Source organism: Sphingomonas pokkalii (assembly GCF_003096275.1).
Lineage (GTDB): Bacteria > Pseudomonadota > Alphaproteobacteria > Sphingomonadales > Sphingomonadaceae > Sphingomonas > Sphingomonas pokkalii.
Genome location: NZ_QENQ01000001.1, coordinates 982935 through 1004925, shown reverse-complemented (window position 1 = coordinate 1004925; position 21991 = coordinate 982935). Strand labels below are relative to the sequence as shown.

General features: G+C 67.1%; 22 protein-coding genes. 9 read left to right on the top strand and 13 right to left on the bottom strand.

Annotated features, from left to right (window positions below; all coding sequences use genetic code 11):
- Window positions 1-55: 55 nt before the first annotated feature.
- A complete protein-coding gene (queG, locus tag DD559_RS04615; protein WP_116468146.1) occupies window positions 56-1174 on the bottom strand; it encodes a tRNA epoxyqueuosine(34) reductase QueG in 1119 nt (372 codons plus the stop codon).
- A gap of 43 nt (window positions 1175-1217) precedes the next feature.
- Here queG and DD559_RS04610 point away from each other — a divergent pair, with 43 nt between their 5' ends.
- The 3 genes from DD559_RS04610 to msrB all read left to right on the top strand — a co-directional run bounded on the left by DD559_RS04610 (window position 1218) and on the right by msrB (window position 3937).
- Complete coding sequence (locus DD559_RS04610; RefSeq protein WP_116468145.1) at window positions 1218-2147, top strand: ABC transporter ATP-binding protein; 930 nt, start codon at window positions 1218-1220, stop codon at window positions 2145-2147.
- Complete coding sequence (locus tag DD559_RS04605; RefSeq protein ID WP_116468144.1) at window positions 2144-3358, top strand: ABC transporter permease; 1215 nt, start codon at window positions 2144-2146, stop codon at window positions 3356-3358. The genes DD559_RS04610 and DD559_RS04605 overlap by 4 nt, the downstream gene beginning before the upstream one ends.
- Window positions 3359-3445: 87 nt before the next feature.
- Window positions 3446-3937, top strand: a complete 492-nt coding sequence (msrB, locus tag DD559_RS04600) for a peptide-methionine (R)-S-oxide reductase MsrB (RefSeq protein WP_116468143.1) — start codon at window positions 3446-3448, stop codon at window positions 3935-3937.
- A gap of 6 nt (window positions 3938-3943) precedes the next feature.
- Here msrB and DD559_RS04595 read toward each other — a convergent pair whose 3' ends face one another.
- Window positions 3944-4471 (bottom strand): CHAP domain-containing protein, encoded by a 528-nt coding sequence (locus DD559_RS04595; RefSeq protein ID WP_116468142.1) that lies wholly within the window; start codon window positions 4469-4471, stop codon window positions 3944-3946.
- 431 nt (window positions 4472-4902) lie between these two features.
- Between DD559_RS04595 and DD559_RS04590 the strand changes: the two genes are divergently transcribed.
- Window positions 4903-5454, top strand: a complete 552-nt coding sequence (locus DD559_RS04590; RefSeq protein WP_116470718.1) for a hypothetical protein — start codon at window positions 4903-4905, stop codon at window positions 5452-5454.
- 23 nt (window positions 5455-5477) lie between these two features.
- Here the strand turns inward: DD559_RS04590 and DD559_RS04585 are convergent, their stop codons facing one another.
- From DD559_RS04585 to DD559_RS04540, 10 genes are all read right to left on the bottom strand, one after another.
- Window positions 5478-6209, bottom strand: a complete 732-nt coding sequence (locus DD559_RS04585; protein WP_438270372.1) for an extensin-like domain-containing protein — start codon at window positions 6207-6209, stop codon at window positions 5478-5480.
- Window positions 6206-6940 carry an NUDIX hydrolase gene (locus DD559_RS04580; protein WP_116468141.1) on the bottom strand — a complete coding sequence of 245 codons (735 nt, stop codon included), beginning with the start codon at window positions 6938-6940 and terminating at the stop codon, window positions 6206-6208. Before DD559_RS04580 ends, DD559_RS04585 begins: the two co-directional genes overlap by 4 nt.
- Window positions 6941-6970: 30 nt before the next feature.
- On the bottom strand, window positions 6971-8023 hold the full coding sequence (locus DD559_RS04575) for an SMP-30/gluconolactonase/LRE family protein (protein ID WP_116470716.1): 1053 nt from the start codon (window positions 8021-8023) through the stop codon (window positions 6971-6973).
- Between the two features lie 13 nt (window positions 8024-8036).
- Complete coding sequence (locus DD559_RS04570) at window positions 8037-9380, bottom strand: GntT/GntP/DsdX family permease (protein WP_116468140.1); 1344 nt, start codon at window positions 9378-9380, stop codon at window positions 8037-8039.
- Window positions 9380-11614, bottom strand: coding sequence for a glycoside hydrolase family 3 N-terminal domain-containing protein (locus tag DD559_RS04565; protein WP_116470715.1), 2235 nt, complete (start codon window positions 11612-11614; stop codon window positions 9380-9382). The genes DD559_RS04570 and DD559_RS04565 overlap by 1 nt, the downstream gene beginning before the upstream one ends.
- 11 nt (window positions 11615-11625) lie before the next feature.
- Window positions 11626-12720: a Gfo/Idh/MocA family protein gene (locus tag DD559_RS04560; protein WP_116468139.1), complete on the bottom strand. Its 1095-nt coding sequence runs from the start codon at window positions 12718-12720 to the stop codon at window positions 11626-11628.
- 112 nt (window positions 12721-12832) lie between these two features.
- Window positions 12833-14161, bottom strand: a complete 1329-nt coding sequence (locus DD559_RS04555; protein ID WP_116468138.1) for an ATP-binding protein — start codon at window positions 14159-14161, stop codon at window positions 12833-12835.
- Complete coding sequence (locus tag DD559_RS04550) at window positions 14158-14883, bottom strand: response regulator (protein ID WP_116468137.1); 726 nt, start codon at window positions 14881-14883, stop codon at window positions 14158-14160. Before DD559_RS04550 ends, DD559_RS04555 begins: the two co-directional genes overlap by 4 nt.
- Before the next feature lie 91 nt (window positions 14884-14974).
- Entirely contained in the window at window positions 14975-16276 is a 1302-nt protein-coding gene (locus tag DD559_RS04545) for a M28 family metallopeptidase (RefSeq protein WP_116468136.1), read from the bottom strand.
- A 40-nt stretch (window positions 16277-16316) separates the two neighbouring features.
- Window positions 16317-16772, bottom strand: a complete 456-nt coding sequence (locus tag DD559_RS04540; protein WP_116468135.1) for a universal stress protein — start codon at window positions 16770-16772, stop codon at window positions 16317-16319.
- A gap of 130 nt (window positions 16773-16902) precedes the next feature.
- Here DD559_RS04540 and DD559_RS04535 point away from each other — a divergent pair, with 130 nt between their 5' ends.
- The 5 genes from DD559_RS04535 to lpdA all read left to right on the top strand — a co-directional run bounded on the left by DD559_RS04535 (window position 16903) and on the right by lpdA (window position 20813).
- On the top strand, window positions 16903-18195 hold the full coding sequence (locus DD559_RS04535; protein WP_116468134.1) for a pyruvate dehydrogenase complex dihydrolipoamide acetyltransferase: 1293 nt from the start codon (window positions 16903-16905) through the stop codon (window positions 18193-18195).
- A gap of 13 nt (window positions 18196-18208) precedes the next feature.
- Entirely contained in the window at window positions 18209-18436 is a 228-nt protein-coding gene (locus DD559_RS04530; RefSeq protein WP_116468133.1) for a hypothetical protein, read from the top strand.
- Window positions 18429-18824: an acyl-CoA thioesterase gene (locus tag DD559_RS04525; protein WP_116468132.1), complete on the top strand. Its 396-nt coding sequence runs from the start codon at window positions 18429-18431 to the stop codon at window positions 18822-18824. Before DD559_RS04530 ends, DD559_RS04525 begins: the two co-directional genes overlap by 8 nt.
- A gap of 206 nt (window positions 18825-19030) precedes the next feature.
- On the top strand, window positions 19031-19423 hold the full coding sequence (locus DD559_RS04520) for an endonuclease domain-containing protein (protein ID WP_240610121.1): 393 nt from the start codon (window positions 19031-19033) through the stop codon (window positions 19421-19423).
- The gene (gene lpdA, locus DD559_RS04515; protein WP_116468131.1) at window positions 19416-20813 is read left to right on the top strand and encodes a dihydrolipoyl dehydrogenase; all 1398 of its coding nucleotides are present in this window, start codon (window positions 19416-19418) and stop codon (window positions 20811-20813) included. The genes DD559_RS04520 and lpdA overlap by 8 nt, the downstream gene beginning before the upstream one ends.
- A gap of 137 nt (window positions 20814-20950) precedes the next feature.
- Here lpdA and DD559_RS04510 read toward each other — a convergent pair whose 3' ends face one another.
- Complete coding sequence (locus DD559_RS04510; RefSeq protein WP_116468130.1) at window positions 20951-21772, bottom strand: lectin OAA family protein; 822 nt, start codon at window positions 21770-21772, stop codon at window positions 20951-20953.
- Window positions 21773-21991: the final 219 nt, after the last annotated feature.

The window sequence follows — 21991 nt, the reverse complement described above, 5'->3', positions numbered from 1 at the left end:
GTTCTTGGCCAGCCGGTGATAGCGGCGCACGCCACGGGAGCAAGCACAGGCCGCCTCAGCACCACTCTGCCAGCACGTCCGGATCGGACTCGCCGACCATCCGACCGGCACGCTCGGCAGCCCACCGCGCCGGATCCAGCTGTGACAACGCCCATACCGCCGCGCCGCGCACCACCCCAGCCGGATCGTCGAGCAGGGTTGCGACCCGCGCCACCAGCGCGGCACTGCCGCTATTTCCCGCCGCGATCAGGCAATTGCGCAGCATCCGGTCACGCCCGATCCGCTTGATCGGCGATCCGGCGAACACCTGGCGGAAGCTTGCGTCGTCCAGCGCCAGCAGGTCCGCCAGATAGGGCACGGTCAGCTCGGCGCGGGGGTGGAAGGCCAGGTTCGCCTGCGCCGCAGCCGCGAACTTGTTCCACGGGCACACCGCAAGGCAATCGTCGCAGCCATAGATGCGGTTGCCGATGCCGGCACGGAATTCGCGCGGGATCGGACCCTTGTTCTCGATCGTGAGATAGGAAATGCAGCGCCGGGCATCGATACGATACGGGGCCGGGAACGCATCGGTCGGGCATACCGTCTGGCACGCATCACAGCTGCCGCAGCCGCCCCTGCCGGGGCCGTCGGGCGACAAGGCCAGCGTGGTATAGATCGCCCCCAGGAACAGCCAGCTGCCATGGCTGCGGCTCACCAGATTGGTATGCTTGCCCTGCCAGCCTAGCCCGGCCGCCTCCGATAGCGGCTTTTCCATTACCGGTGCGGTATCGACGAACACCTTCACGTCCGCCCCCGGCGCGGCTTCGACCAGCCAGCGCGCCAGTTCCTTCAGACGCCGCTTGACGACATCATGATAGTCGGCACCCTGGGCATAGACGGAGATGCGCCCCACCTCGCCCTCGTGCGCCAGTGCCAGCGGATCAGCGGCGGGCGCATAGCTCATGCCCAGCGCGATCACCGATCGCACGTCGGGCCACAGCCCGCGGGGGCTGCCGCGCTGTTCGGCGCGCTCCTCCATCCACAGCATGTCGCCATGGGCGCCGTCGTCCAGCCACGCACGCAGCCGTTCGGCGGTCCGCGGCGCCGCGTCCGCATCGGCGATGCCGCAGGCCGCAAAACCGATTTCCGCCGCCTTGGCCTTCAGCCGCGCTTCGATGGGCTTGTCTTGTCGCACCGGCCCCCGCTACCACGAGTGGCAATTCATGGGGGAGGCGAAAATGCGCGATCTGGCCGTCAGCGCTTCCGGGCTCGTCAAGCGCTTCGGCGAGCGGATCGCCGTGAACGGAGTCGACATCGCCGTGCCGCGCGGGCAGATTTACGGCGTGCTCGGCCCCAATGGTGCTGGCAAGACCACCAGCCTGCGGATGCTGCTGGGCATCATCGAACCGGATGAAGGCGAGCGGACGCTGCTTGGCAGCGCCAGCCCGCGCGATATGAGCGATCGCGTCGGCTACCTTCCCGAAGAGCGCGGCCTCTATCCCAACATGAAATGCCGGGAGGCGATCGCCTTCATGGGCGCGTTGCGCGGCCTGCCCTGGTCGGTCGGACGGAAACGGGCGCGCGACCTGCTCGACTCGGCCGGGCTCGGCCACGCCGCCGACGACAAGATCCGCAAACTCTCCAAGGGCATGGCACAGCTGGTCCAGCTACTGGGATCGGTGGTGCACGCACCCGATCTGCTGGTGCTGGACGAACCCTTTTCGGGCCTGGACCCCGTCAACCAGGAACGGCTCGAACAGTTGATCCGCGCCGAGCGCGATCGCGGCGCCACCGTCCTGTTCTCCACCCATGTGATGGCCCATGCCGAGCGGCTGTGCGAGCACATCTCGATCATTGCCGGCGGCACCGTGCGGTTCGAAGGGACCGTGGATGCGGCCCGCGCCTTGCTGCCCGCGCGGGCACAGTACACGCCTCGCCAGGATGCGCCGGAAATCGCGGCGATGCTGCCGCCGGATGCGCTGCATGAAAAGGGCGCCTGGCGCTTCACCGTACCGGAAGACGGCATCGAATCGCTGCTTGTGCAGCTGATCGAGGCGGGACACGGCATTTCCGGCCTCTCGATCGAGCGACCGGGGCTGCACGATGCCTTTGTCCGCATCGTCGGCGCCGATGCCCTGGCCGATGCCCAGACGGAGGCCGACGCATGAGCACCGCCCGCTTCCTGCGCCAGGCACTGACGATCGCCCGGCGCGACATCACCGCGACGGTGATGACGCCCACCTTCCTCCTGTTTCTGCTCAGCCCGTTGCTGATGATCAGCTTTGGCGTGATCGGCAGTATGAGCGCGACCAGCGCCGCCAGCAGCGGCGAAGCGCGCCAGCGGCTCATCGTCATCGCACCCGATGCACAGCGCGAACGGATCGTTCGCATCGACCGTGAACTGCGCCGCGTCTTCACGCGCGACGATGTGCGACCGAAGCTGCAAGTCGATAGGGCGAACGGCGATTCGGCGCGCCAGGCGCGGGCGCTGTTCGACGATGCGGCAATCGAACCGACGGCTATCCTCTATGGCCCGATGGAGCGGCCCACCATTGTGCGGCGCGTCGGCGCGAAGGCGGAGGGCCGCTATCTCGCAGTGCTCGCCGCCCAGCTGCTGCGGGCCGAACGCGCCGGCGATGCCGTCACCAGCACACCGCGCTTCGAAACCGTCGGGCGCGAAGTGCCCAGCGAAAGCGGCAAGGGCCAGTCCGCCTATTTCGCTACCCTCGGCATTTTCTTCCTGACGCTGATGCTATCCGGCCAGGCGGTAGGCGCGATGGCGGAAGAGCGATCGAACAAGGTGATCGAAGTGCTGGCAGCCGCCGTGCCGCTGGAAAGCGTGTTCTTCGGCAAGCTGCTGGGCGCGTTCGGATCGGCTTTGCTCTTCGTCGGCTTCTGGGGAACCCTGCTCGTCAATCTGCCGCGGCTGCTGCCACCCGATGTCGCCGGCTTCGTCTCCAACCTCGGGGTTGCGGTGGGGCCGCTCTTCCCGCTGCTGTTCATCGGCTATTTCGTGATGTCGTATCTGCTGCAGAGCGCGGTCTTCCTGGGCGTGGGCTCGCTCGCCTCCACCCAGCGCGAGATCCAGATGCTGTCGCTGCCGATCACCATCTTCCAGTTCGCGATGTTCGGCCTCGCTTCCTATGCGGCCGGCAACCCGCAGAGCCAGGTGGCGGCGGTGGCGGCGATCGTCCCGTTCAGCTCGCCGATGACGATGGCGGCGCGGGCAGCGACGATACCGGCATTGTGGCCGCACCTGCTCGCCTTTGTCTGGCAGGCGCTATGGGTTGGGATCACGCTCACGATCGCGGCACGGCTGTTCCGACGGGGCGTGCTGAAATCCGCAGGGCCGAAGCGGCGCCGCAAGGCCCCTGCCTGAATCCACCGGGGAATTTCGCGCGGCGCTGCATCCTTTCGACCGGGCGGATCGAACCTATATCAAGGTCCATTTCCGACGAGGTTCGCCATGCTGATCGATCGCCGCCAGTTGCTCGCCGCCGCAGGGTCCGGTGCCATCGCGCTGCCGCTGTTCGCCTGCAGCAGCGCCCCCGCTGCGCCGCTTCCCGACTTTCCGTTCAAGCTGAGCACCGCCGAATGGAAAAAGCGCCTGACCCCTGCCGCCTATAACGTGCTGCGCAACGGTGGCACCGAATATCCCTTCACCAGCGCGCTCAACAAGGAACATCGCAAGGGTATCTTCGGCTGTGCCGGGTGCGCGCTGCCGCTGTTCGATTCGGCAACCAAGTTCGATAGCGGCACCGGCTGGCCAAGCTTCTATGCCCCACTCAGGAACGCGGTGGTGACCCGCAGCGATCGGAGCCTGGGAATGGAACGCATCGAAGTGCTTTGCCGCCGCTGCGGCGGCCATCTCGGCCATGTCTTCGACGATGGCCCGAAGCCGACCGGCAAGCGCTATTGCATGAACGGGGTCGCGCTGCGCTTCACCCCGCGCGGATGAAACCGATCAGTTGACCGCGACCAGGGTCGGCAGCGACAGCGAGGCGACCTGCACATTCGCCCAGTCGGTGGTGGGTGCCGCGTCCGGGTAGATGAAGCCGTTGACCGGATAGACCGACGTGCCCAGGCCGGCGACCGGGCCGTACCAAACCCGCACTTCGCTCCAGTCTCCATTGGCCGAAACGTCGATCGCGCGAACATCGCGCTCGACGGCGCCGGGGCGCGACCAGTTGGCGTGGGTAAGCAGCACTTCACGGGAGCTGATCACTTCCGAAACCATCGCGACATGGCCCATCGGCATCCGTGCAGTGCGCTGGAACGACATGACCGCACCGATCTTGGGGGTTTCACCGCGCTGGTAGCGGCCCTCGGCCTGGTTCCACCAGGTCCAAGCATTGCCGCGGAGCTCGACGCCCGACGCCTGGCGCGCGAACGTGACGCACTGCCAGAAGGTGCCCTTCGCCTGGGCGGGTACGACAGTCATCAGGGCGCACGCGGCCATCAGCGCGAAACGCGCTGCGATACGAGTGAACATCTTTGGACCCCCCGGTCAGGAAAGGAAGTGGTTGAGGGTTGCTAGCCAAACTATAGGACGTCCGTACAGCCCTGCGGCCCACCGATCCGACGAACCGTTGTAATGCACCGACGAGGTGCGCTGAACCGTTGATGAACCGGCGGAACCAAGAGCGAGGCCGCGTTGCCCTGCCGCGTGGATACGATTGCCCATTTTGGCACCGCAAAACCCCTATCAGGAAAAATATCTTTAAATATCATGACCATAAGGATATTTCCCTAGTCGTTGCCATTCGCAGCAACCCTGTGTTGCATCGCGGCAGATTTTGGGTTCCAATGCTCGTGCAGATACGGAGTTCGTGGGGATACGGAGGGGGTCATTAAGTTCTGCGTTAACCAGTGCGGAGCATGATCCTTGCCACGGGACAAAAGGAACCGAGCGGAGGTATCGAAATGGCTGCAAGAGCGAAGCCGGCCGAAGGTGCGATGACATTGGCCGAAATGAAGGAATTCGCAGGCTTCGCCGCCGGCACCCAGCGTTATGTGCGCCGGTCGCTCGACGTGGGCCTGGAGCGGGACGACGCACTGTCGCGCTGGTCGCGCGATGTGGTGGAAGCCGCCAGCATCCGCGCACAGGCCCGTGTGTATGAGCGCCTTGCCAGTATCCGCGCCATGCTGCCCAACGACAGCGACCTAAATACCATCGAGCCGTTCATGGCGCCGCTGGTGACGCTTTCCGCCTTCGATCTCGGCCAAGGTCGGCTGACCAGCTTCTCGTCCTATCGCTTCCTTTACGAGCGGCTGCTCGGCGCGGAAGTCCGCCCCTGGCTACCGGCGGCGTTCTGCTCGGCCTCGGCGCTGCCGCACCTCCACCCGGATCTGCGCCGCAAGCTGCTGCAGTCGATCAGCGAAGCCGCGGCAACCGCCTCGGGCTGGTCGAACCGCCAGCCAAGCTTCTTCCCGCAATGGGTCGAGAAGATCGACACCAACGCCCTGCCCAACTGAACCCGGCCGCCGCTGAGCCCCGCTCAGCGGCAGGCCCGCCACCCCATCTCGCCACGTGCAGCCTGGTCGAGATGGAGGTGGTCGCGATGGGCGGCGTTATAGTCGGGCGACAGCACCGTGGAAAACAGCCGGCAGGCACCGTCGCGAACCGCGTGCAGAAAGGCCGGCTTCTCCCCCTCCCCTTTCCAATCGTTCAGCACGCTGATCCGGCGCCCATCCGCCAGCACGAAGGCGGCAATGTCGACGGCGTTGGCGCGGGCATGTTCACTCCAGTCGCCGCTGCTGCGGCCATACATTCGGCGGCACGAATAGCTGCCGAAATGCTCGATCCGCACGACGCGGGAGCCGAAATGCTTCTGCGCTGCGGGCTGCACGATGTTCCATTCCCACAACACCAGACCCACCGCCACCGGACAGGCGGTACCCAGCGGCGCCGGGCTGAAGCCGATCGTCTGCGCTCCGCCGCTCGTCAGCCGGACGCCGTTGGCATAGCCGCATTCCCCCTGCCGCAAGACCGGCGCGAGCGTCTCGTAGCGGATGCCGGCCCGGGCGAGCAGCGCCTGGCATTGGCCGAAATCCCCGCCCAGTCCGGCGATCTTGCGGCCGGTAAAGGCACCGATCGGCTGGGCGAGATCCAGCGGCGTCCATGGCACATCCTGCGGGCGACTCCGCGCCAGCATCAGCATCAGCAACGCGCCGCCCGCGATCGCCGCGAACAGCAGGACGATCCACACCGTCTGCTTCAGCGCCTTCACGCGCGTATCGCCCGATCCATCCGCTCGGCGGTGACGGGGTAACCGAGCCCTTCCGGGATGCACAGCCAGTCGACGCCGCCACGGAACTCGACGAACGGCGTGATCGGCTCGATGGGAAAGCGGCGGGCATGGGCCATGGCCGATTCGAAACCGTCGAACTGCGCCAACCGTTCCAGATTACGGCGGGTAGGATAGATCAGCATTGCCTGACCGCGATCGGCAAGGTCCAGCGCACGCTGCGCGCTTATCCAGCACAGCCGGACATTCTCGCTGCCGTCGACCTGCGGTGCGGCGCCCTCGGGGGCGCGGGCGAGGTAGAAGCGCGTGTCGAACACGCGATGCGGCAGGCCATAGGGCAGCCAGCGCGCGAACGGCACCAGCGCCTCGAGGTCGAGCGCCAGCCCCGCCTCGGCAAGCAGTTGGACGAATGGCGTGCCGGCATGAAGTTCGGCCCGCAGCGCAGCGAGGGCATCGCCCGCACAGTCCAGCCCGATCGCGAGGCCTGCCTCCTCGATCGTCTCGCGAATCGCCGCGACCCGGGCGGCGGCATCGGAATGGCTGTCGGTCAGAAGATGATCGCCCGGATCGATGCGTCCGCCGGGAAACACCAGCGCACCACCGGCAAACGCCATCGCGCGCGAGCGTTCGACCATCAGAATTTCCGGGAGCCCGCCCGGCACATCGCGCATCACCACGACGGTTGCGGCGGGGATCGGATCGGGCGTGGACATGGCGCCGGCTCTACGCCTGCGCGTGCCCGCTTACCAGCCGGAGGCGCGCAGGCGCAGGCGGAACACCTCGTCGCTGGAGGTGATGAACAGCGTCCTGCCGTCCTCGCCGAAGCAGCAATTCGCCGCCTTCTTGCCGGTGGAGATCAGCCCCAGCCGCCGCCCGTCCGGCGCCACGACATGGATGCCGCCGGGGCCGCTGGCATAGAGATGCCCGCTCGCCGCCACCTTCATCCCGTCGGCATGGCCCTGCAGGCCGGCCGCCGTGCCCGCACGGTGATCGAGGAAGATCTTCCGTCCCGTCGCCAGCCCGTCGTCGCCGAGGCTGTAGGCCCAGGTGTACGGTGCGACATCGTCGGACACCGAGACGTAGAGCGTCCGCTGGTCCGGCGAGAGGCCGATGCCGTTCGGCCGCGTCAGCTTCGATTCGATCAGGTGCACCGTGCCGTTGGTGTCGAGACGGTAGACGCCGTTGAACGGCAGTTCCTTGAGCGGCGACTGGTCGCCCTCCGTGAAGCCATAGGGCGGATCGGTGAAATAGATCGCGCCGTTCTTCGCCTGCACCAGATCGTTGCAGCTGTTGAAGCGCTTGCCCTGATATCGGCCGGCAAGGATCGTCTTTTCCTTTGTCTCCAGATCGACCGCGGCGATGGCGCGGGTACCGCTGTCGGCCATCAGCAGCTCGCCCTTGCGACCCTGGATCATGCCGTTCGATCCCGCCTCGCGCACGCCCTTGGGGATCGGCCCGGCAAGGCCGGAGGGCACGAGGAACGGCTTGGTCTCCTTGCCGTCCCAGCGATAGGCGATGTTCGCCGGCACGTCGGAGAACAGCAGATAGCTCCGGTCGAACGCGCTCGCCCCGCCCGAAGCGCCGCCGGTCACCGCCCCGTCGCGGATCCATACCGGCCCCTCGGCCCATTGGATGCCGCTGGCGATCGCTTCGAGCGGCGATTCGACGTCGAGCAGCGCGTCCAGTTCGGGATCGAGCCGGGTGATCGTTCCCTCGCCCGCCGCATATGCAATGCCCGGCAGCAACGGCAGCGCGGCAAGGCCGCCCAACAGGGTGCGGCGGGTGGTAGCGAACATGGTCAGCATCCCCTCAGACGAACGGCCACAGCAGCAGCGCCATAGCGAAACTGGTCAGTCCCGCGATGGTGGCACCGATGGTCCAGCTGCGAAAGGTCTGCGCTTCGGTGAGGCCGAGATATTGCTTCACCAGCCAGAAGCCGGTGTCGTTGACATGGGAGGCGATGGTCGCGCCCGATCCGATCGCCACGGTGACGAGCGCGATCCGGTCGGGCCCCAGCCCGGCTGCGGTGATCAGCGGCGCGGCGAGCCCCGCCGCGGTGACCATCGACACCGTCGCCGACCCTTGCGCGATGCGGACGAAGGCGGAGAGCAGGAAGGCGAAGACGGGAATCGACACCTGCGCCGCCTGCACGGCCATGGTGATCTGCTTGCCCGCGCCCGAGTCGATCAGCACTTCCTTATAGGCCGCGCCCGCGCCGATGATCAGCACCATCAGGCCGGCAGGCTCCAGCGCGCGGGTGCTGATCTTCGAGAGCGTTTCGAACCCCGCCCCCGCCACGAAGCGCAGCCACGCCATCGCGCCCAGCACCGCGAGGATCAGCGCGGTGAAGGGATGGCCGAGAAAGACGAGTGTCGAGCGCGCCAGCCCCGGCGCCATCGTCTCGCTCGCCACCGTGCCGATCAGGATCAGCGCCAGCGGCAGCAGCATCGCAGCGAGCGCCGGGCCGAAGCCCACCGCATTGGTCTGCGGCGCGCCCTCGTCGAGCATCGGCGGCGCCCCGATCGCGCCATAGCCGGGCGCGCCATGCGCCAGCTTGGCGAACACGGGGCCGGCAAGGATCGCCGAGGGGATACCGCAGATCAGGCCGTACAGCGCCATCCGCCCATAATCGGTGTGGAGCAGCTCGGCGACCGCGACGGGCCCCGGATGCGGCGGCAGCAGCGCGTGCATCGTCATCAGGCCCGCGAGCAGCGGCAGCGCGAAATAGGTGACGCGCCGCTCCGCCCGCACCGCCAGCGTGGTGAGCAGGGGTGCCAGGATGATGAAGGCGACGTCGAAGAAAAGCGGCACGCCGATGATGATGCCGATCGCGGTCAGCGCCCAGGGGACGCGCTTCTGCCCGAACAGGTCGAGCAGCCGCCGCGCGATCGCCTGCACGCCGCCCGAGGCTTCGAGCATCCCGCCGAGTACCGCGCCAAGCCCGATCACCACCGCGACCGAGCCGAGCGCCTCGCCCGTGCCTTTCTTGATCGCCGCGATAACCGCCTGCGGATCGTTGCCGAAGACCAGGCCGGTCGCCAGTGCCACCAGCAGCAGCGCAACGAAGGGCTGGAGCTTGAGGCGCAGAACCAGCAGGATGACCGCAGCGATGCTGCCGGTGACGATGAGCAGCGTATGCCAGGGCTCGCCCATCACGCGACCTCCACCTTGGTGGCGAGCGAGGCGGCGGGCGCCTGCCCCTCCGTGCCGGCCGTGATCCGGAACCTGGCGTCGCTCTTCAGGTCGGCCGAGGAAGCGCCGGCCATCAACCGGATATCGCCCGCCTCGATGATCCACTTGCCGTCGCGCCAGAAGGCGAATTGCTCGGGCGTTAGGGTGAAGCGCGCAATTCGGCTCTGCCCCGGCTTGAGGGCCACGCGGGCAAAGCCGCGCAGTTCCGCCACCGGTCGCGAGACCGAGGCGACGGGATCGTTGGCGTAGAGCTGCACCACTTCCTCCACCGCCATGGTGCCGCGATTGGTGACCTGGACCGAGGCGGTGATGCGGCCGCCGGGGGCGACGGTCTCGCCGCTCAGCGTCAGCGGGCCATAGGCGATCTCGCCATAGGTGAGGCCATGGCCGAAGGCGAAAAGCGGGCCGATATCGGTATCGTGATAGCGTGCGCTGTCCACCGCGAGATCCGAATTGGCCGGGCGACCGGTGGGCAGATGGGCGTAGCTCTGGGGCGACTGGCCCGTCCGGCGCGGCATGCCGATCGGCAGGCGACCACCGGGGGATGCCTTGCCGGTGAGGATTTCCGCGATCGCGGGCCCGCTCTCGATGCCGAGCAGCCAAGTCTGCAGCACGGCGGGCACGCCGGTCAGCTCGCGTTCGAGCGCCAGCGGGCGGCCGCCCATCAGGATCACGACGATCGGCTTGCCGGTGCCCTTTAGCGCCTCCAGCAGCGCCGCCTGGCCGTCGGGCAGGCCGATGTCCGCATAGCTGCGCGCCTCGCCGGTGCGATTGAAATCCTCGCCAATCGCGACGAGCACCACGTCCGCCCGCTTGGCGGTCTCGACGGCTGCCGCGACATCGGTGCCCGGCTGATAGTCGGCACCTGCCAGCGCCACCTTGAGCGTCACCGCGTCGGTCGCCTGCCCCCGCGCGCGCCATGACCCAATCGCCGAAGAGGCGTCGTCCGCCAGCGCGCCGATCAGCGCGAGCTTCGCGCCCGGCTTTAGCGGCAGCACCGCGCCCTCGTTGCGCAGCAGCACCACGGATCGTTTCGCGAGATCGCGCGCCTCGGTCCGTCGCAGCGGGGCCTTGTCGCGCGCCGAATCGCCGAAGCCATAGGGATCGTCGAACAGCCCCAGCCGCGCCTTGGCGGCGAGGATGCGGCCCACCGCCTCGTCGATAAGCGGTACCAGCGAAGCGTCCGCCGTCGCGGCTTCGGCGAGGTAGGTGGCGTAGCTGCCGCTCGCCATGTCCATGTCGACGCCGGCCTTGAGCGCCAGCACGGCAGCTTCGCGCGCATCGGCGGCAATGCCGTGGTTGACCAGCTCACGGATCGCGTTCCAGTCGCTCACCACCAGCCCCTGATACTGCCACCGGGCGCGCAGGAAGCCACGGACGAGCTCGGCATTGGCGGTCATCGGCACGCCGTCGAGCGCGTTGAACGCGGTCATGAAGCTGCCCGCCCCCGCCCGCGCCGCGGCATGGAAGGGCGGCAGATAGACTTCGTTGAGCGTGCGCGGCCCCACCTCGGCGCTGTCATAGTCGCGCCCGCCTTCCGCTGCGCCATAGCCGACGAAATGCTTGGCGCAGGCCATCATCCGCATGCCCTTGCCCAGATCCGCGCCCTGGAAGCCGGCGACCTGCGCCTCGGCGATGCGGGAGCCCAGATAGGCGTCCTCGCCCGCGCCCTCGACCACCCGGCCCCAGCGGGGATCGCGCGCGACGTCGACCATCGGGGTAAAGGTCCAGTGCAGCCCCGCCGCCCAGGCCTCTTCCGCCGCGATGCGCGCGGCCTGTTCGGCCACCTTCGGGTCCCAGCTCGCCGCCAGCGCCAGCGGCACCGGCAGGATGGTGCGATAGCCATGGATCACGTCCATCGCGAACAGCAGCGGGATCTTGAGTCGCGATTCCTCCACTGCGACGCGCTGCAGGTCGCGCAACGGCTCGGCCCCGGCGACATGGAGGAACGAGCCCATCTCGCCCTTGCGCACCCGGTCGAGCATCGCCGCGTCGAGCTTCGAGTTGAGCGATTTCTGCCGCCCGCCCGCGATCTGGTTCATCTGCCCGACCTTTTCGGCGAGCGTCATCTGCCCGAGCAGCGCCTGGATCCGCGCGCGGTGGTCGGCACCCAGCGGCCGGGCGGCGCGGGCGAGCGGCGTCCAGGCAGAAGCGGCGAGCATCGCGCCCGCCGCCAATATTTCCCGTCGATTCATGCGTCCGTTCTTCATGCAAGGGTTATGGCGCGATGCTCGCGGGCCGCGCGGTAGACCGCCTCGATCAGCCGCATGTCGCGTAGGCCTTCCTCGCCCGAGACGATCGGCTCGCGCCCGCTCATGATGCATTCGGGCAAGTGATCGAGCTGGCGGACGAACTGGTTCTTGGCCGGCTTGGGCAGCACCACCTGCTCGCGCTTGCCGTCGAGCCGGGTCCACATCTCCTGCCCCTCATAATTGGTGGCGGGTTCCAGCTCGACCCAGCCCTTCCGGCCGGTGACGCGGTAATGATTGTGGTTCGAACTGTAGCTCGACACGCAATCGGCGATCAGCCCGCTGGGGAAGCGGAACTGCCAGTCGATGCGGTCCTCCACGGTCTTGAAGCGCGGGTCGCTGCGATCGGTAACTTCCATCGCGCTGACCTCAACCGGCTCCTCGCCGGAGAGATAGCGGGCGGCGTTGAGGCTGTAGATGCCGATGTCCATCATCGACCCGCCGCCCGACAGCGCCTTGTCGAGCCGCCACTGGTTGGGCGAGGCATAGAAGCCGTGTTCCGCGAAGATCAGCGTCGGCTTGCCCAGCGCGCCGGACTTCACCGCCTCGATCGCCTTGAGGTTGTACGGCTCGAAATGGCAGCGATAGCCGATCATCAGCTTCTTGCCGGCCTTCTTGGCGGCGGCGATCATCGCCTGGCATTCGGCGACCGAGACCGCCATCGGCTTTTCGCACAGCACATGCTTACCGGCCTGGGAGGCGCGGATCGAATATTCGGCGTGCATGGCATTGGGCAGCACGACATAGACGATGTCGATGTCCGGATTGTCGCGGATCCGGTCGTAATTCTGGTAATCATACCAGTGAGACTTGGGAATGCCGTACTCGGCGCCGTATTTCTCGAGCTTGGCGGGGGTGCCGCTCACCAGCGCCTTGAGCTCGGCGAACTCGCAATCCTTGAGGTTGGGCATGATCTGCCTGGTGGCGTAATAGCCGAGGCCGACCACCGCATAGCCGAGCTTGCGCTTGGGCGCTGCCTGCGCCGTCGATCCGCCGAGCATGGCCAAGACCCCGGCGCCGATCCCGCCGAGCACGTCGCGTCGCGTCCCCATGATCCTGCTCCCTCATCGTCGCGGCGCTTGTCCGCCGTACATTCGGTAGCGTTATCAACAAAGTTGGGGGCGAACCAGCAAGTCGAGGTCGTAGATCGGGGCCCTGCTCCGCTCAGCGCGGCAGGGTCACGATGGCGATCAGGCCGCCACCGGGGCGATTTTCCAGTTCGATGTCACCGCCATGGGCCCGCGCCGTGGCCCGCGCGCTCGCCAGGCCAAGACCCATCCCACCCGTATCCCGGTTGCGGGATCGTTCCCCCCGGAAAAAGGGATCGAACACGCGCTCCACATCCTCGCTGGGAATGCCGGGGCCACGATCGGCGACGGTGATCACCGCCTCGCTGCCGTCCCGCAGTGCCACTTCGGCGGTACCCGCATATTTCACGGCGTTGCCGACAAGGTTGGCGACCATCGCCTTCAGCGCGATTGGATCACCTTCGATCACCAGCGGATCGCCGGCAGCCAGTGTTACTTTCGCGCCACGATCGGTCGCCTCGTCCACCACCGTCTCGGCCAGCGAGCGCAGGTCCAGCGTTCGGCGCATCCCGATCCGGCTGGTTTCGCGCACATAGGCCATCACCGCGGAAAGCATGGCCTGCATCTCGCGGATATCGCCTTCGCAGGCGGCGCGGATGCCGGGTTCCGCATCCTCGATGCGCAGGCCGAGCCGCATCAGCGGCGTGCGCATATCGTGCGCGACGGCGGCGATCATTGTCGCGCGATCGTCGACATACCGATTCAACCGGGCCTGCATGTCGTTGAAGGCGCGGGCGGCCTCGGCGATCTCGGCCGGCCCGTCGAGCTCGATCGGCGGCGCGCGGGGATCGCGCCCCAGCCGGTCCGCCGCCGCCGCAAACGCACCGATCGGCCGGGCAAAGCGCTGCGCCAGGGCCCAGGCAAACGGCGCAACCGCGACGGCGGACAGGACGAGCCAGGCCAGGATGAGCAGCCGCCATGGCTCCACCCCTTCCCGGGTGGAAACCGTCCGCCAGCCTCCGTTGGGCAGGCGCAGCGAAGCCTCGAACGGGCCTGCGATCACCACATCCTGCGCCGCCGCGCGGCTCGCCAGCGGCGGCGTGCGCGGCACGCTCGATCGATCATAGGTCGGCTCGCGCTGGAGAAAGCCCGGCGGAAAACGGAAAACCACGCGTTCGGGCGCAACCCCCAGCGCGGTGGCGAGCGCCAGTTGGGTGCGCTCGATCCGGGGATTCCAGGGCTGCGGATGCACGTCGGCGACGAGATACACGCTGAACCCGGCCGACGGCGCGTCCGGATGGCGCATCGCCTGGGCGACGTGGCCAACGGTGTATAGCTTCGCCCGCGGCAGCTGGATGGCGAACAACAGCCCCAGATTGAGCAGCTGGACGACGCCGACGCACGCCAGCATCCGCAGGAAGATCCGCAGGAACAACGGCGATCGCGCCGTCGTCCCCTTGCTCATGCGCGCAGAACGCGCGGCACGAAGAGATAGCCCTCGTTGCGCACCGTTCGAATAATCTCATCCCCCCCGGCGCGCAGCTTGCGGCGCAGGCGGCTCACCTGCACGTCGATCGCGCGATCATAGGCATCCGAATCGGGCCCGCGTGCCGCCGCCAGCAGCGCTTCCCGCGAAAGCACCCGGCGCGGACGTTCGATAAAGACGCGCAGTACGGCGAACTCGCCGTCGGTCAGGCCCACCAGCACGCCCTGCGGATCGAACAGCTCGTGGCTGCCCAGGTCGATTCGCCATCCTTCGAAGCTGTAAAGATCGCCGCTGGGCGGAGTCGGCGCTGCACCGCGCTTACGCAACGCGGCGCGCACCGTGGCCAGGATTTCGCGCGGGCTGCACGGTTTGGACAGATAATGGCTGGCACCGACTTCGAGGCCGAGGATCCGATCCTGCTCCTCGCCCAGCGCGCTGAGCAGGATCACGTCGGGGCCGTCCGGCGTGGCGATCCGGCGGCAGGCGGACAGCCCATCCTCGCCGGGCATCATCACGTCCAGGATCACCAGATCGACCGAGGTGGTTTCGAGAATCTGATCCATGTCGCGCGCATTCGACGCGGTTTCCACCCGATATCCCCGCGCGCCCAGGCTGTTGGCGAGGAGCAGGCGAATATCACGGTCATCATCCACCACCAGCAGGGTAGCGGGATCGTCAATGGCGGCATGGGTTGCGAGCATCGTTACGCGACCTTACTGTTTTTTGTACGCCCCCGCACGGCGCTCCTATGAACGTTCGCGCGCTCGGGTTCAATTGTTCGTATTTGGGGTATCAGCGGCCGGGTGCCGCGCGGCCACCGAAGCCGACCAGACTCTCGGCGCGGTCCGCGGCGATCGCGGATACGCCCACGAACGTGTCGTCGACGATCACGCCCTTCAGCGTCGCCCGGGTCTGGCTGCCTGGTACGTCGCGATGCCGTGCCCAGCCATCGGCGTCGGCGTCGCGCCAATAGACCCGGTACTTCGCCGCACCGGGCACGGCCGCCCACTGCACGCTGGTATCGGTGGCGAGCGCACCGCCGATCACCACCGGTGCCGGCACGGCGGGCGCGCTGGCGAGGCGGCGCAGCGTGGCGATGTTTAGCGCCGTCACCCTGGCCAAATAGGGGAAGTCCATCCGGTCGACCGTGTCGCCATAGACCTTGCCGCCGTCGGTCCGCAGATCCTGGTGCTGCGCATCGTAATTCTCGACGCCCACCGAAAAGCGCACTGCCGGATAGCCGAGCGCGAGGAACGGCGAATGATCGCCGCCGCGCCCGAAACGGTCCGGGCGCCGGACCATCAGCACCTTGAGCCCCTTCGGATCCGCCGCCGCGATGCCGCGGATCGCCTTGGCCAGCGCGCGGCTGGGGCCGTCATCCTCGCCGCCATCGGCGCGACGCGCCTTGGCTTCGGCCAGCGTCTCGGAATCGCGCGCGCCCTCGGAGAATACCCGCACCCGATCCGCCACCCGGCGCCCATCCTGACCGATCGTGTTGCCGACGATATCATTGTTGAGCACCGCCGATACGGTCCAGCCGCGTTCCTTGGCGGTCTCGGCAAGCAATTGCCCGCCATATAGCCCCTGCTCCTCGCCGGAGAGCGCTGCATAGACGATCGTCGCCTTGAACTTGTGCTTCGACAGGATTCGCGCCGCTTCCAGCACCAGTGCCACGCCCGAGGCATCGTCGTTGGCGCCAGGCGCATCGGCAATGGCGTTCATCACGTCCGACACGCGACTGTCGATATGCCCCATCACGATCACGACGCGGTTCGGCTCGCTGCCGCGCTGGATGCCCAGCACATCGACGATCCGCACCCCGTTCGGCGCGCGGGGGCCCTTGAACTCGCGGGCGACCTCGCTCGTCTCGATGCAGCCGCCGCACGCCGCGCCAATCTTGGCGAGTTCGCCGCCGAACCAGCGCCGCGCCGCACCGATGCCGCGGGTGGGGTTGTCGGGATCGGACAGCGTGTGCCGCGTGCCGAAGCTAACCAGCTTCTCGACGGTCGCCTTCAGGCGCGCAGGATCGGGGCGCTCCTGCGCGGCGACAGGGGTTGCGAACAGGGCGAACGGCAAAACAGCGAGGATGCGCATGGGCTTATGCTGACGCGCCCGGCCGCGCGGGTCAATCGACTCAGCTCAGCCGGTCGATCGCATCCATGTCGAGCGAGCCGGGGATGATCATCACCGGCACCGCCAGCTTGCCGGCATCGGCACCAGTGAAATGGGCGACCAGCTTGCCCGGCGCCCCGCTCGGCGCCGCGCCCAGCACCAGCGCGGCCACGTCCGGGTTGGCGGCCAGCATCTCGCGGACGACTTTCGGCCCGTCGCCCTCGCGCACCGTGATCGACGGGGTCAGCCCCGATTCGGTGAACAGCGTGCCCGCCGCCCGCGCGACCAGCGCCTCGGCGCGTTCGCGCGCTTCCTCCTCGATCGTCGCCATCACCCCGCCCCATTGGACGAATTCGGCCGGGGGGATCAGTGCCAGGATTTCGACATTGCCGCCGGTCTTCACCGCCCGCCGCGCGGCAAAACGCAGCGCGATCTCGGCCTCGGGCGAATCGTCGATCACCACCAGATAGGTGCGCATGGAAGCCTTCCTTGTAATGCCACGATTAGGTGGACCGGTACCACCTCCGGCGCAAGAGCGGGGCTTGACCCTAGGGACGGCGGCGGCAAAGGAGAAGCCAGCCACCCCAGGACCAACGACGGGAACCTTCATGGGAATCGAAATCAAGATGCCGGCACTTTCTCCCACCATGGAGGAAGGCACGCTTGCCAAGTGGCTCGTCAAGGAAGGCGACACGGTGAAATCCGGCGACCTGCTTGCCGAGATCGAAACCGACAAGGCGACGATGGAATTCGAAGCGGTCGACGAAGGCGTGATCGGGAAGATCCTGGTCGCCGAAGGGACCGACAATGTTAAGGTCGGCACCGTAATCGCGGTGATCGCCGGCGAAGGCGAGGACGTCTCGTCCGCCAGCGCCGCCCCCGCGCCGAGCCCGGCCCCTGCGCCGGCGCCGACCCCGGCCGCCAGCGCACCGGCGCCCGCGCCGACCGCCGCCCCGGCCCAGCCCGCCGCTGCCGCCGGTTCGCGCGTCAAGGCGAGCCCGCTCGCGCGCCGCGTCGCCGCCGACAAGGGCGTCGACCTGTCAACGGTGACGGGCTCGGGCCCCAACGGCCGCATCGTCAAGGCCGACGTCGAAGGCGCCAAGCCCGGCGCTGCGCCTGCTGCCGCCCCGGCTGCCGCTGCCCCGGCGCCGACCGCTGCTGCGCCCGCCGCCGCCCCCGCCGAGACCAAGGCCGTCTGGTTCGACGACTCGATCCCGCACGAGGAAGAGAAGCTCTCGAACATCCGCAAGACGATCGCGCGTCGCCTCACCGAGTCGAAGCAGACCGTGCCCCACATCTACCTCACGGTCGACATCCGCCTCGACGCGCTGCTCAAGCTGCGCGGTGAGCTCAACAAGGCGCTCGAGGCGCGCGGCGTGAAACTGTCGGTCAACGATCTGCTGATCAAGGCGCTCGGCGTGGCGCTGGCGCGTACGCCGAAGTGCAACGTCACCTACACGGGCGAGAAGCTGATCAAGTACAGCCGCGCCGACGTGTCGGTCGCGGTGTCGACACCGACCGGCCTGATCACCCCGATCATCAAGGACGCCGCGAACAAGAGCGTCTCGGCGATCGCGACCGAGATGAAGGACCTCGCCGCCCGCGCCCGCGAGGGCAAGCTGCAGCCGCACGAATATCAGGGCGGCACCGCCAGCCTGTCCAATATGGGCATGTACGGCATCAAGCAGTTCGAAGCGGTGATCAACCCGCCCCAGGGCATGATCATGGCGATCGGTGCGGGCGAGAAGCGCCCGTACATCATCGACGACGCGCTGGGCGTGGCGACGGTGATGAGCGCCACCGGCAGCTTCGACCACCGCGCCATCGATGGTGCCGACGGGGCCGAGTTGATGAAGGTCTTCAAGGAACTCGTCGAAGCCCCGATGGGCATGATCGCCTGATCGGAGCCGGGCGGTGCGCGTTCTCGTAGAAGTGATCCATATCGTGGTCGGACTGATCGCGGCGTGGATCATCGCGTCGCTCGCCGCCTGGTCGTACCGCCGCGCCACGCACGACATCTGGCTGGTCGCCTATGTCGTGATGGTGGCGGTGGTGGCGATGGGCATCGGCCCCTTGCGCCGTGCCTATGCGGAAGACCGTGCAAAACTGCGCCACACGGAGGAGTCGCGGGACGATGATTGATCAACAGGGCGGCCCGCCCGATCGCCAGCCGGCAATCCGCGTCACGGCGATGCCGGCCGATACCAACCCGTATGGCGACATTTTCGGCGGCTGGCTGATGAGCCACATGGACATGGCCGCCGGCCTGGTTGCCTCCCGCTATGCGCGCGGCCGCGCCGTGACGATCGCGGTGGAGGGGATGAAGTTCCACTCTCCCGTGGCGGTGGGCGACGAAGTGTCGGTCTATGCCGAGCTGGTCAAGGTCGGCCGCACCTCGATGACCATCGAGATCCAGGCCTGGCGCCGCGGCCGGCATGTCGAGGAAAGCTGCCTGGTCACGCAGGCGCAGTTCGTGTTCGTCGCGGTGGACGAGCACAAGCGCCCGCGGCCGGTGGAGGCGATTGCGTGATGATGGGAATGGATAGCGAAGGAACGGGCATCGAGCCCGTCCCTTCGCTGCCCCCTCTCCCCGGCCCTCCCCCGCAAGGGGGGAGGGAGCGTCGTGTTGCAGCCGCTAATCCTTCTTCTTCCCCCTCCCCCCTTGCGGGGGAGGGAGGGGCCCGCCGCCGTCAGGCGGTGGGAGGGAGAGGGCGCGCGCTCGCCAGAGCGCGTGAAATGCGCAAGAACCCGACCGAAGCCGAACGCCGTCTCTGGTCGCTCCTCCGCGCCAAGCGGCTGGCGGGCTGGAAGTGGAAGCGCCAGCAGTCCCTCGGCCGCTACATCGTAGACTTCGTGTGCCTTGAAGCCCGGCTCATCATCGAGGCCGACGGGTCGCAGCACATCGACAGCGCGTACGACGCCACCCGCGACGCATGGATAAAGGCGCAGGGTTTCAGCATCTTGCGCTTTTACAACAACGACATCCTCGCCGACACGGACGCGGTCGCCACCGCCATCCTGTCGGCCCTGACCGCGGCCGCCGGGGCGTCGAGCCCCGCCGCCCGCACCCCTCTCCCCAGCCCTCCCCCGCAAGGGGGGAGGGAGCAGAAGGAAGCACACCTTGGCTGAATCCTACGACGTCCTCGTTCTCGGCTCGGGCCCCGGCGGCTATGTCGCGGCGATCCGGGCGGCCCAGTTGGGCCTGAAGACCGCCATTGTCGAGCGCGAGCTGCTCGGCGGCATCTGCCTCAACTGGGGCTGCATCCCCACCAAGGCATTGCTGCGCTCGGCGGAAATCTTCCACTATATGCAGCACGCCAAGGACTACGGCCTGATCGCCAACCAGATCAGCGCCGATCTGGATGCGGTGGTCAAGCGCTCGCGCGGCGTTGCCAAGCAGCTCAATCAGGGCGTCACGCACCTGATGAAGAAGAACAAGATCGCGGTGCACATGGGCACCGGCGTGCTGACCGCGAAGGGCAAGCTGACCGTCACCGCCGCCGACGGCAAGAAGACCGATCTGGAGGCGAAGAACATCATCGTCGCCACCGGCGCGCGCGCCCGCGACCTGCCCTTCGCCAAGGCCGACGGCAAGCGCATCTGGACCTATCGCCACGCGATGACGCCCACCGAGATGCCGACCAAGCTGCTGGTCATCGGCTCGGGCGCGATCGGCGTGGAGTTCGCCAGCTTCTACAACGACATGGGCGCCAAGGTGACGATCGTCGAGATGCTCGACCGGATCGTGCCGGTGGAAGACAAGGACGTCTCCGCGCACCTGGAAAAGGCGTTCAAGAAGCAGGGGATGACCATCCTCACCCAGACCGGGGTCGAGAAGCTCGACGTGACGGCGGGCGGCGTGAAGGCGTCGATCAAGGGCAAGGACGGCAAGGTCACCGTCGAGGAATTCAGCCACGTCATCGTCGCGATCGGCATCGTGCCGAACACCGAGAATATCGGCCTCGAGACCCTCGGCGTGAAGACCGAGCGCGGGCATATCGTGACGGACGGTGCCTGCCGCACCAATGTCGACGGCCTCTGGGCGATCGGCGACGTCACCGCGCCGCCTTGGCTCGCGCACAAGGCCAGCCATGAGGGCGTGATCGCGGTGGAAGCGATCAACGGCGGCCACCCGCACGCGATGGACCCGCGCAACATCCCGGGCTGCACCTATTGCCACCCGCAGATCGCCAGCGTCGGCCTCACCGAAGCCAAGGCCAAGGAAGCCGGCTACGAGGTGAAGGTCGGCAACTTCCCCTTCATCGGCAACGGCAAGGCGATCGCGCTCGGCGAGCCGGAAGGCTTTGTGAAGACGGTGTTCGACGCCAAGACCGGCGAGCTGCTCGGCGCGCACATGATCGGCGCGGAAGTGACCGAGATGATCCAGGGCTATACGATCGGCAAGACCGGCGAGCTGACCGAGGCCGAGCTGATGGAAACGGTGTTCCCGCACCCGACGATCAGCGAGACGATGCACGAGGCCGTGCTCGGCGCCTATGGCAAGGCACTGCACATCTGATCCGGCAGCGGCGTCATACAACGCCGCAAGCCGCTGAACGAACATCGGGCCGGGATGGGTTTCCCGGCCCGATGCCGTTTGGCCGCATTCTCCGAGCCGCCGACCGTCAACGAGCCACGCGGAGATGCGCTGGCGTATCAGGCGTCGGCCAATGCGATCTGCACCGAAGGTTCCAGTTTGAGGCCAATCGGGCCTTCACCCTCATATTTCATCTTGCCTTCGATCCCGGCTTCGAAGGCAGCCTCGATCAATACGGCGTTCTGGTTGGTGCGGCAGCCCAGCACCCAGGTGCCGCCGGGAAGCCAGGACTCACCCTCATAAGTTCGGTTCACCACACTATAGGTGTTCGCCGCGATCAGCGTGCCCCGGAATTGGAGTGGACCATCGCCCAGATAGGACATGGTTCCTGCCAGCGTGCGACCCTGGTCGTCGCTTTTGACATTGAGCGCGGTAACCGGCGCGGTCGGCCCGCGATTACCTGCCACCCATTGGCCACCCGGATGCCAAGGATGTCCCGCCCCACTCCAATGGTTGAGCGCGTTATAGGTGATGGCGCCGATCTGCACCGCCCCCTTAACGCTGATGTCACCTTCGCGCTGATAGCGCATGGTGCCGTTCAGGGTGTCGCCGCCATCATCCGACTTGAGGTCGAAATAAACCGCATTCTGGCCGTTGCGTGATCCCAGCAGGAACAGGCCGGCTTCGTGCCAGGGCGCTCCCTCGCCACCCCAATGATTTTCCACGCGGTAGCAGTTCGTCGTCACCAGCGTCGCGCGTACGCTGATCGGGTCTTCGCCCTGATAGGTCATGGTGCCCGAAAAGCTGGTTCCGCCGTCGCCGGATTCGATCTTCAATGCGATCGGCTTTTGATCCGGACGGTTGCCGATGTTGAAAATGCCACCTTCATGCCAGGGCGCTCCGTCCCCGCCCCAACGGTTCTGAATCGCATATACCGTCATTGCATCTCTCCTGCCTGCTTTGGACATAACATTCCGTTCGCCGCGCCGTTACGCGTCGCGATGGAACGAAAGACAATAGACCCGATCGTTTCCATCGAGTCTTTTGAATGGTTTATTTAATTTATCGGTGCCACCCAGCGGATACGACGACTCGTTTCCACATCTTCATTTTACGCTTATTATTAATCTCGGCAACATTGACTCTATTCAACTTGCATC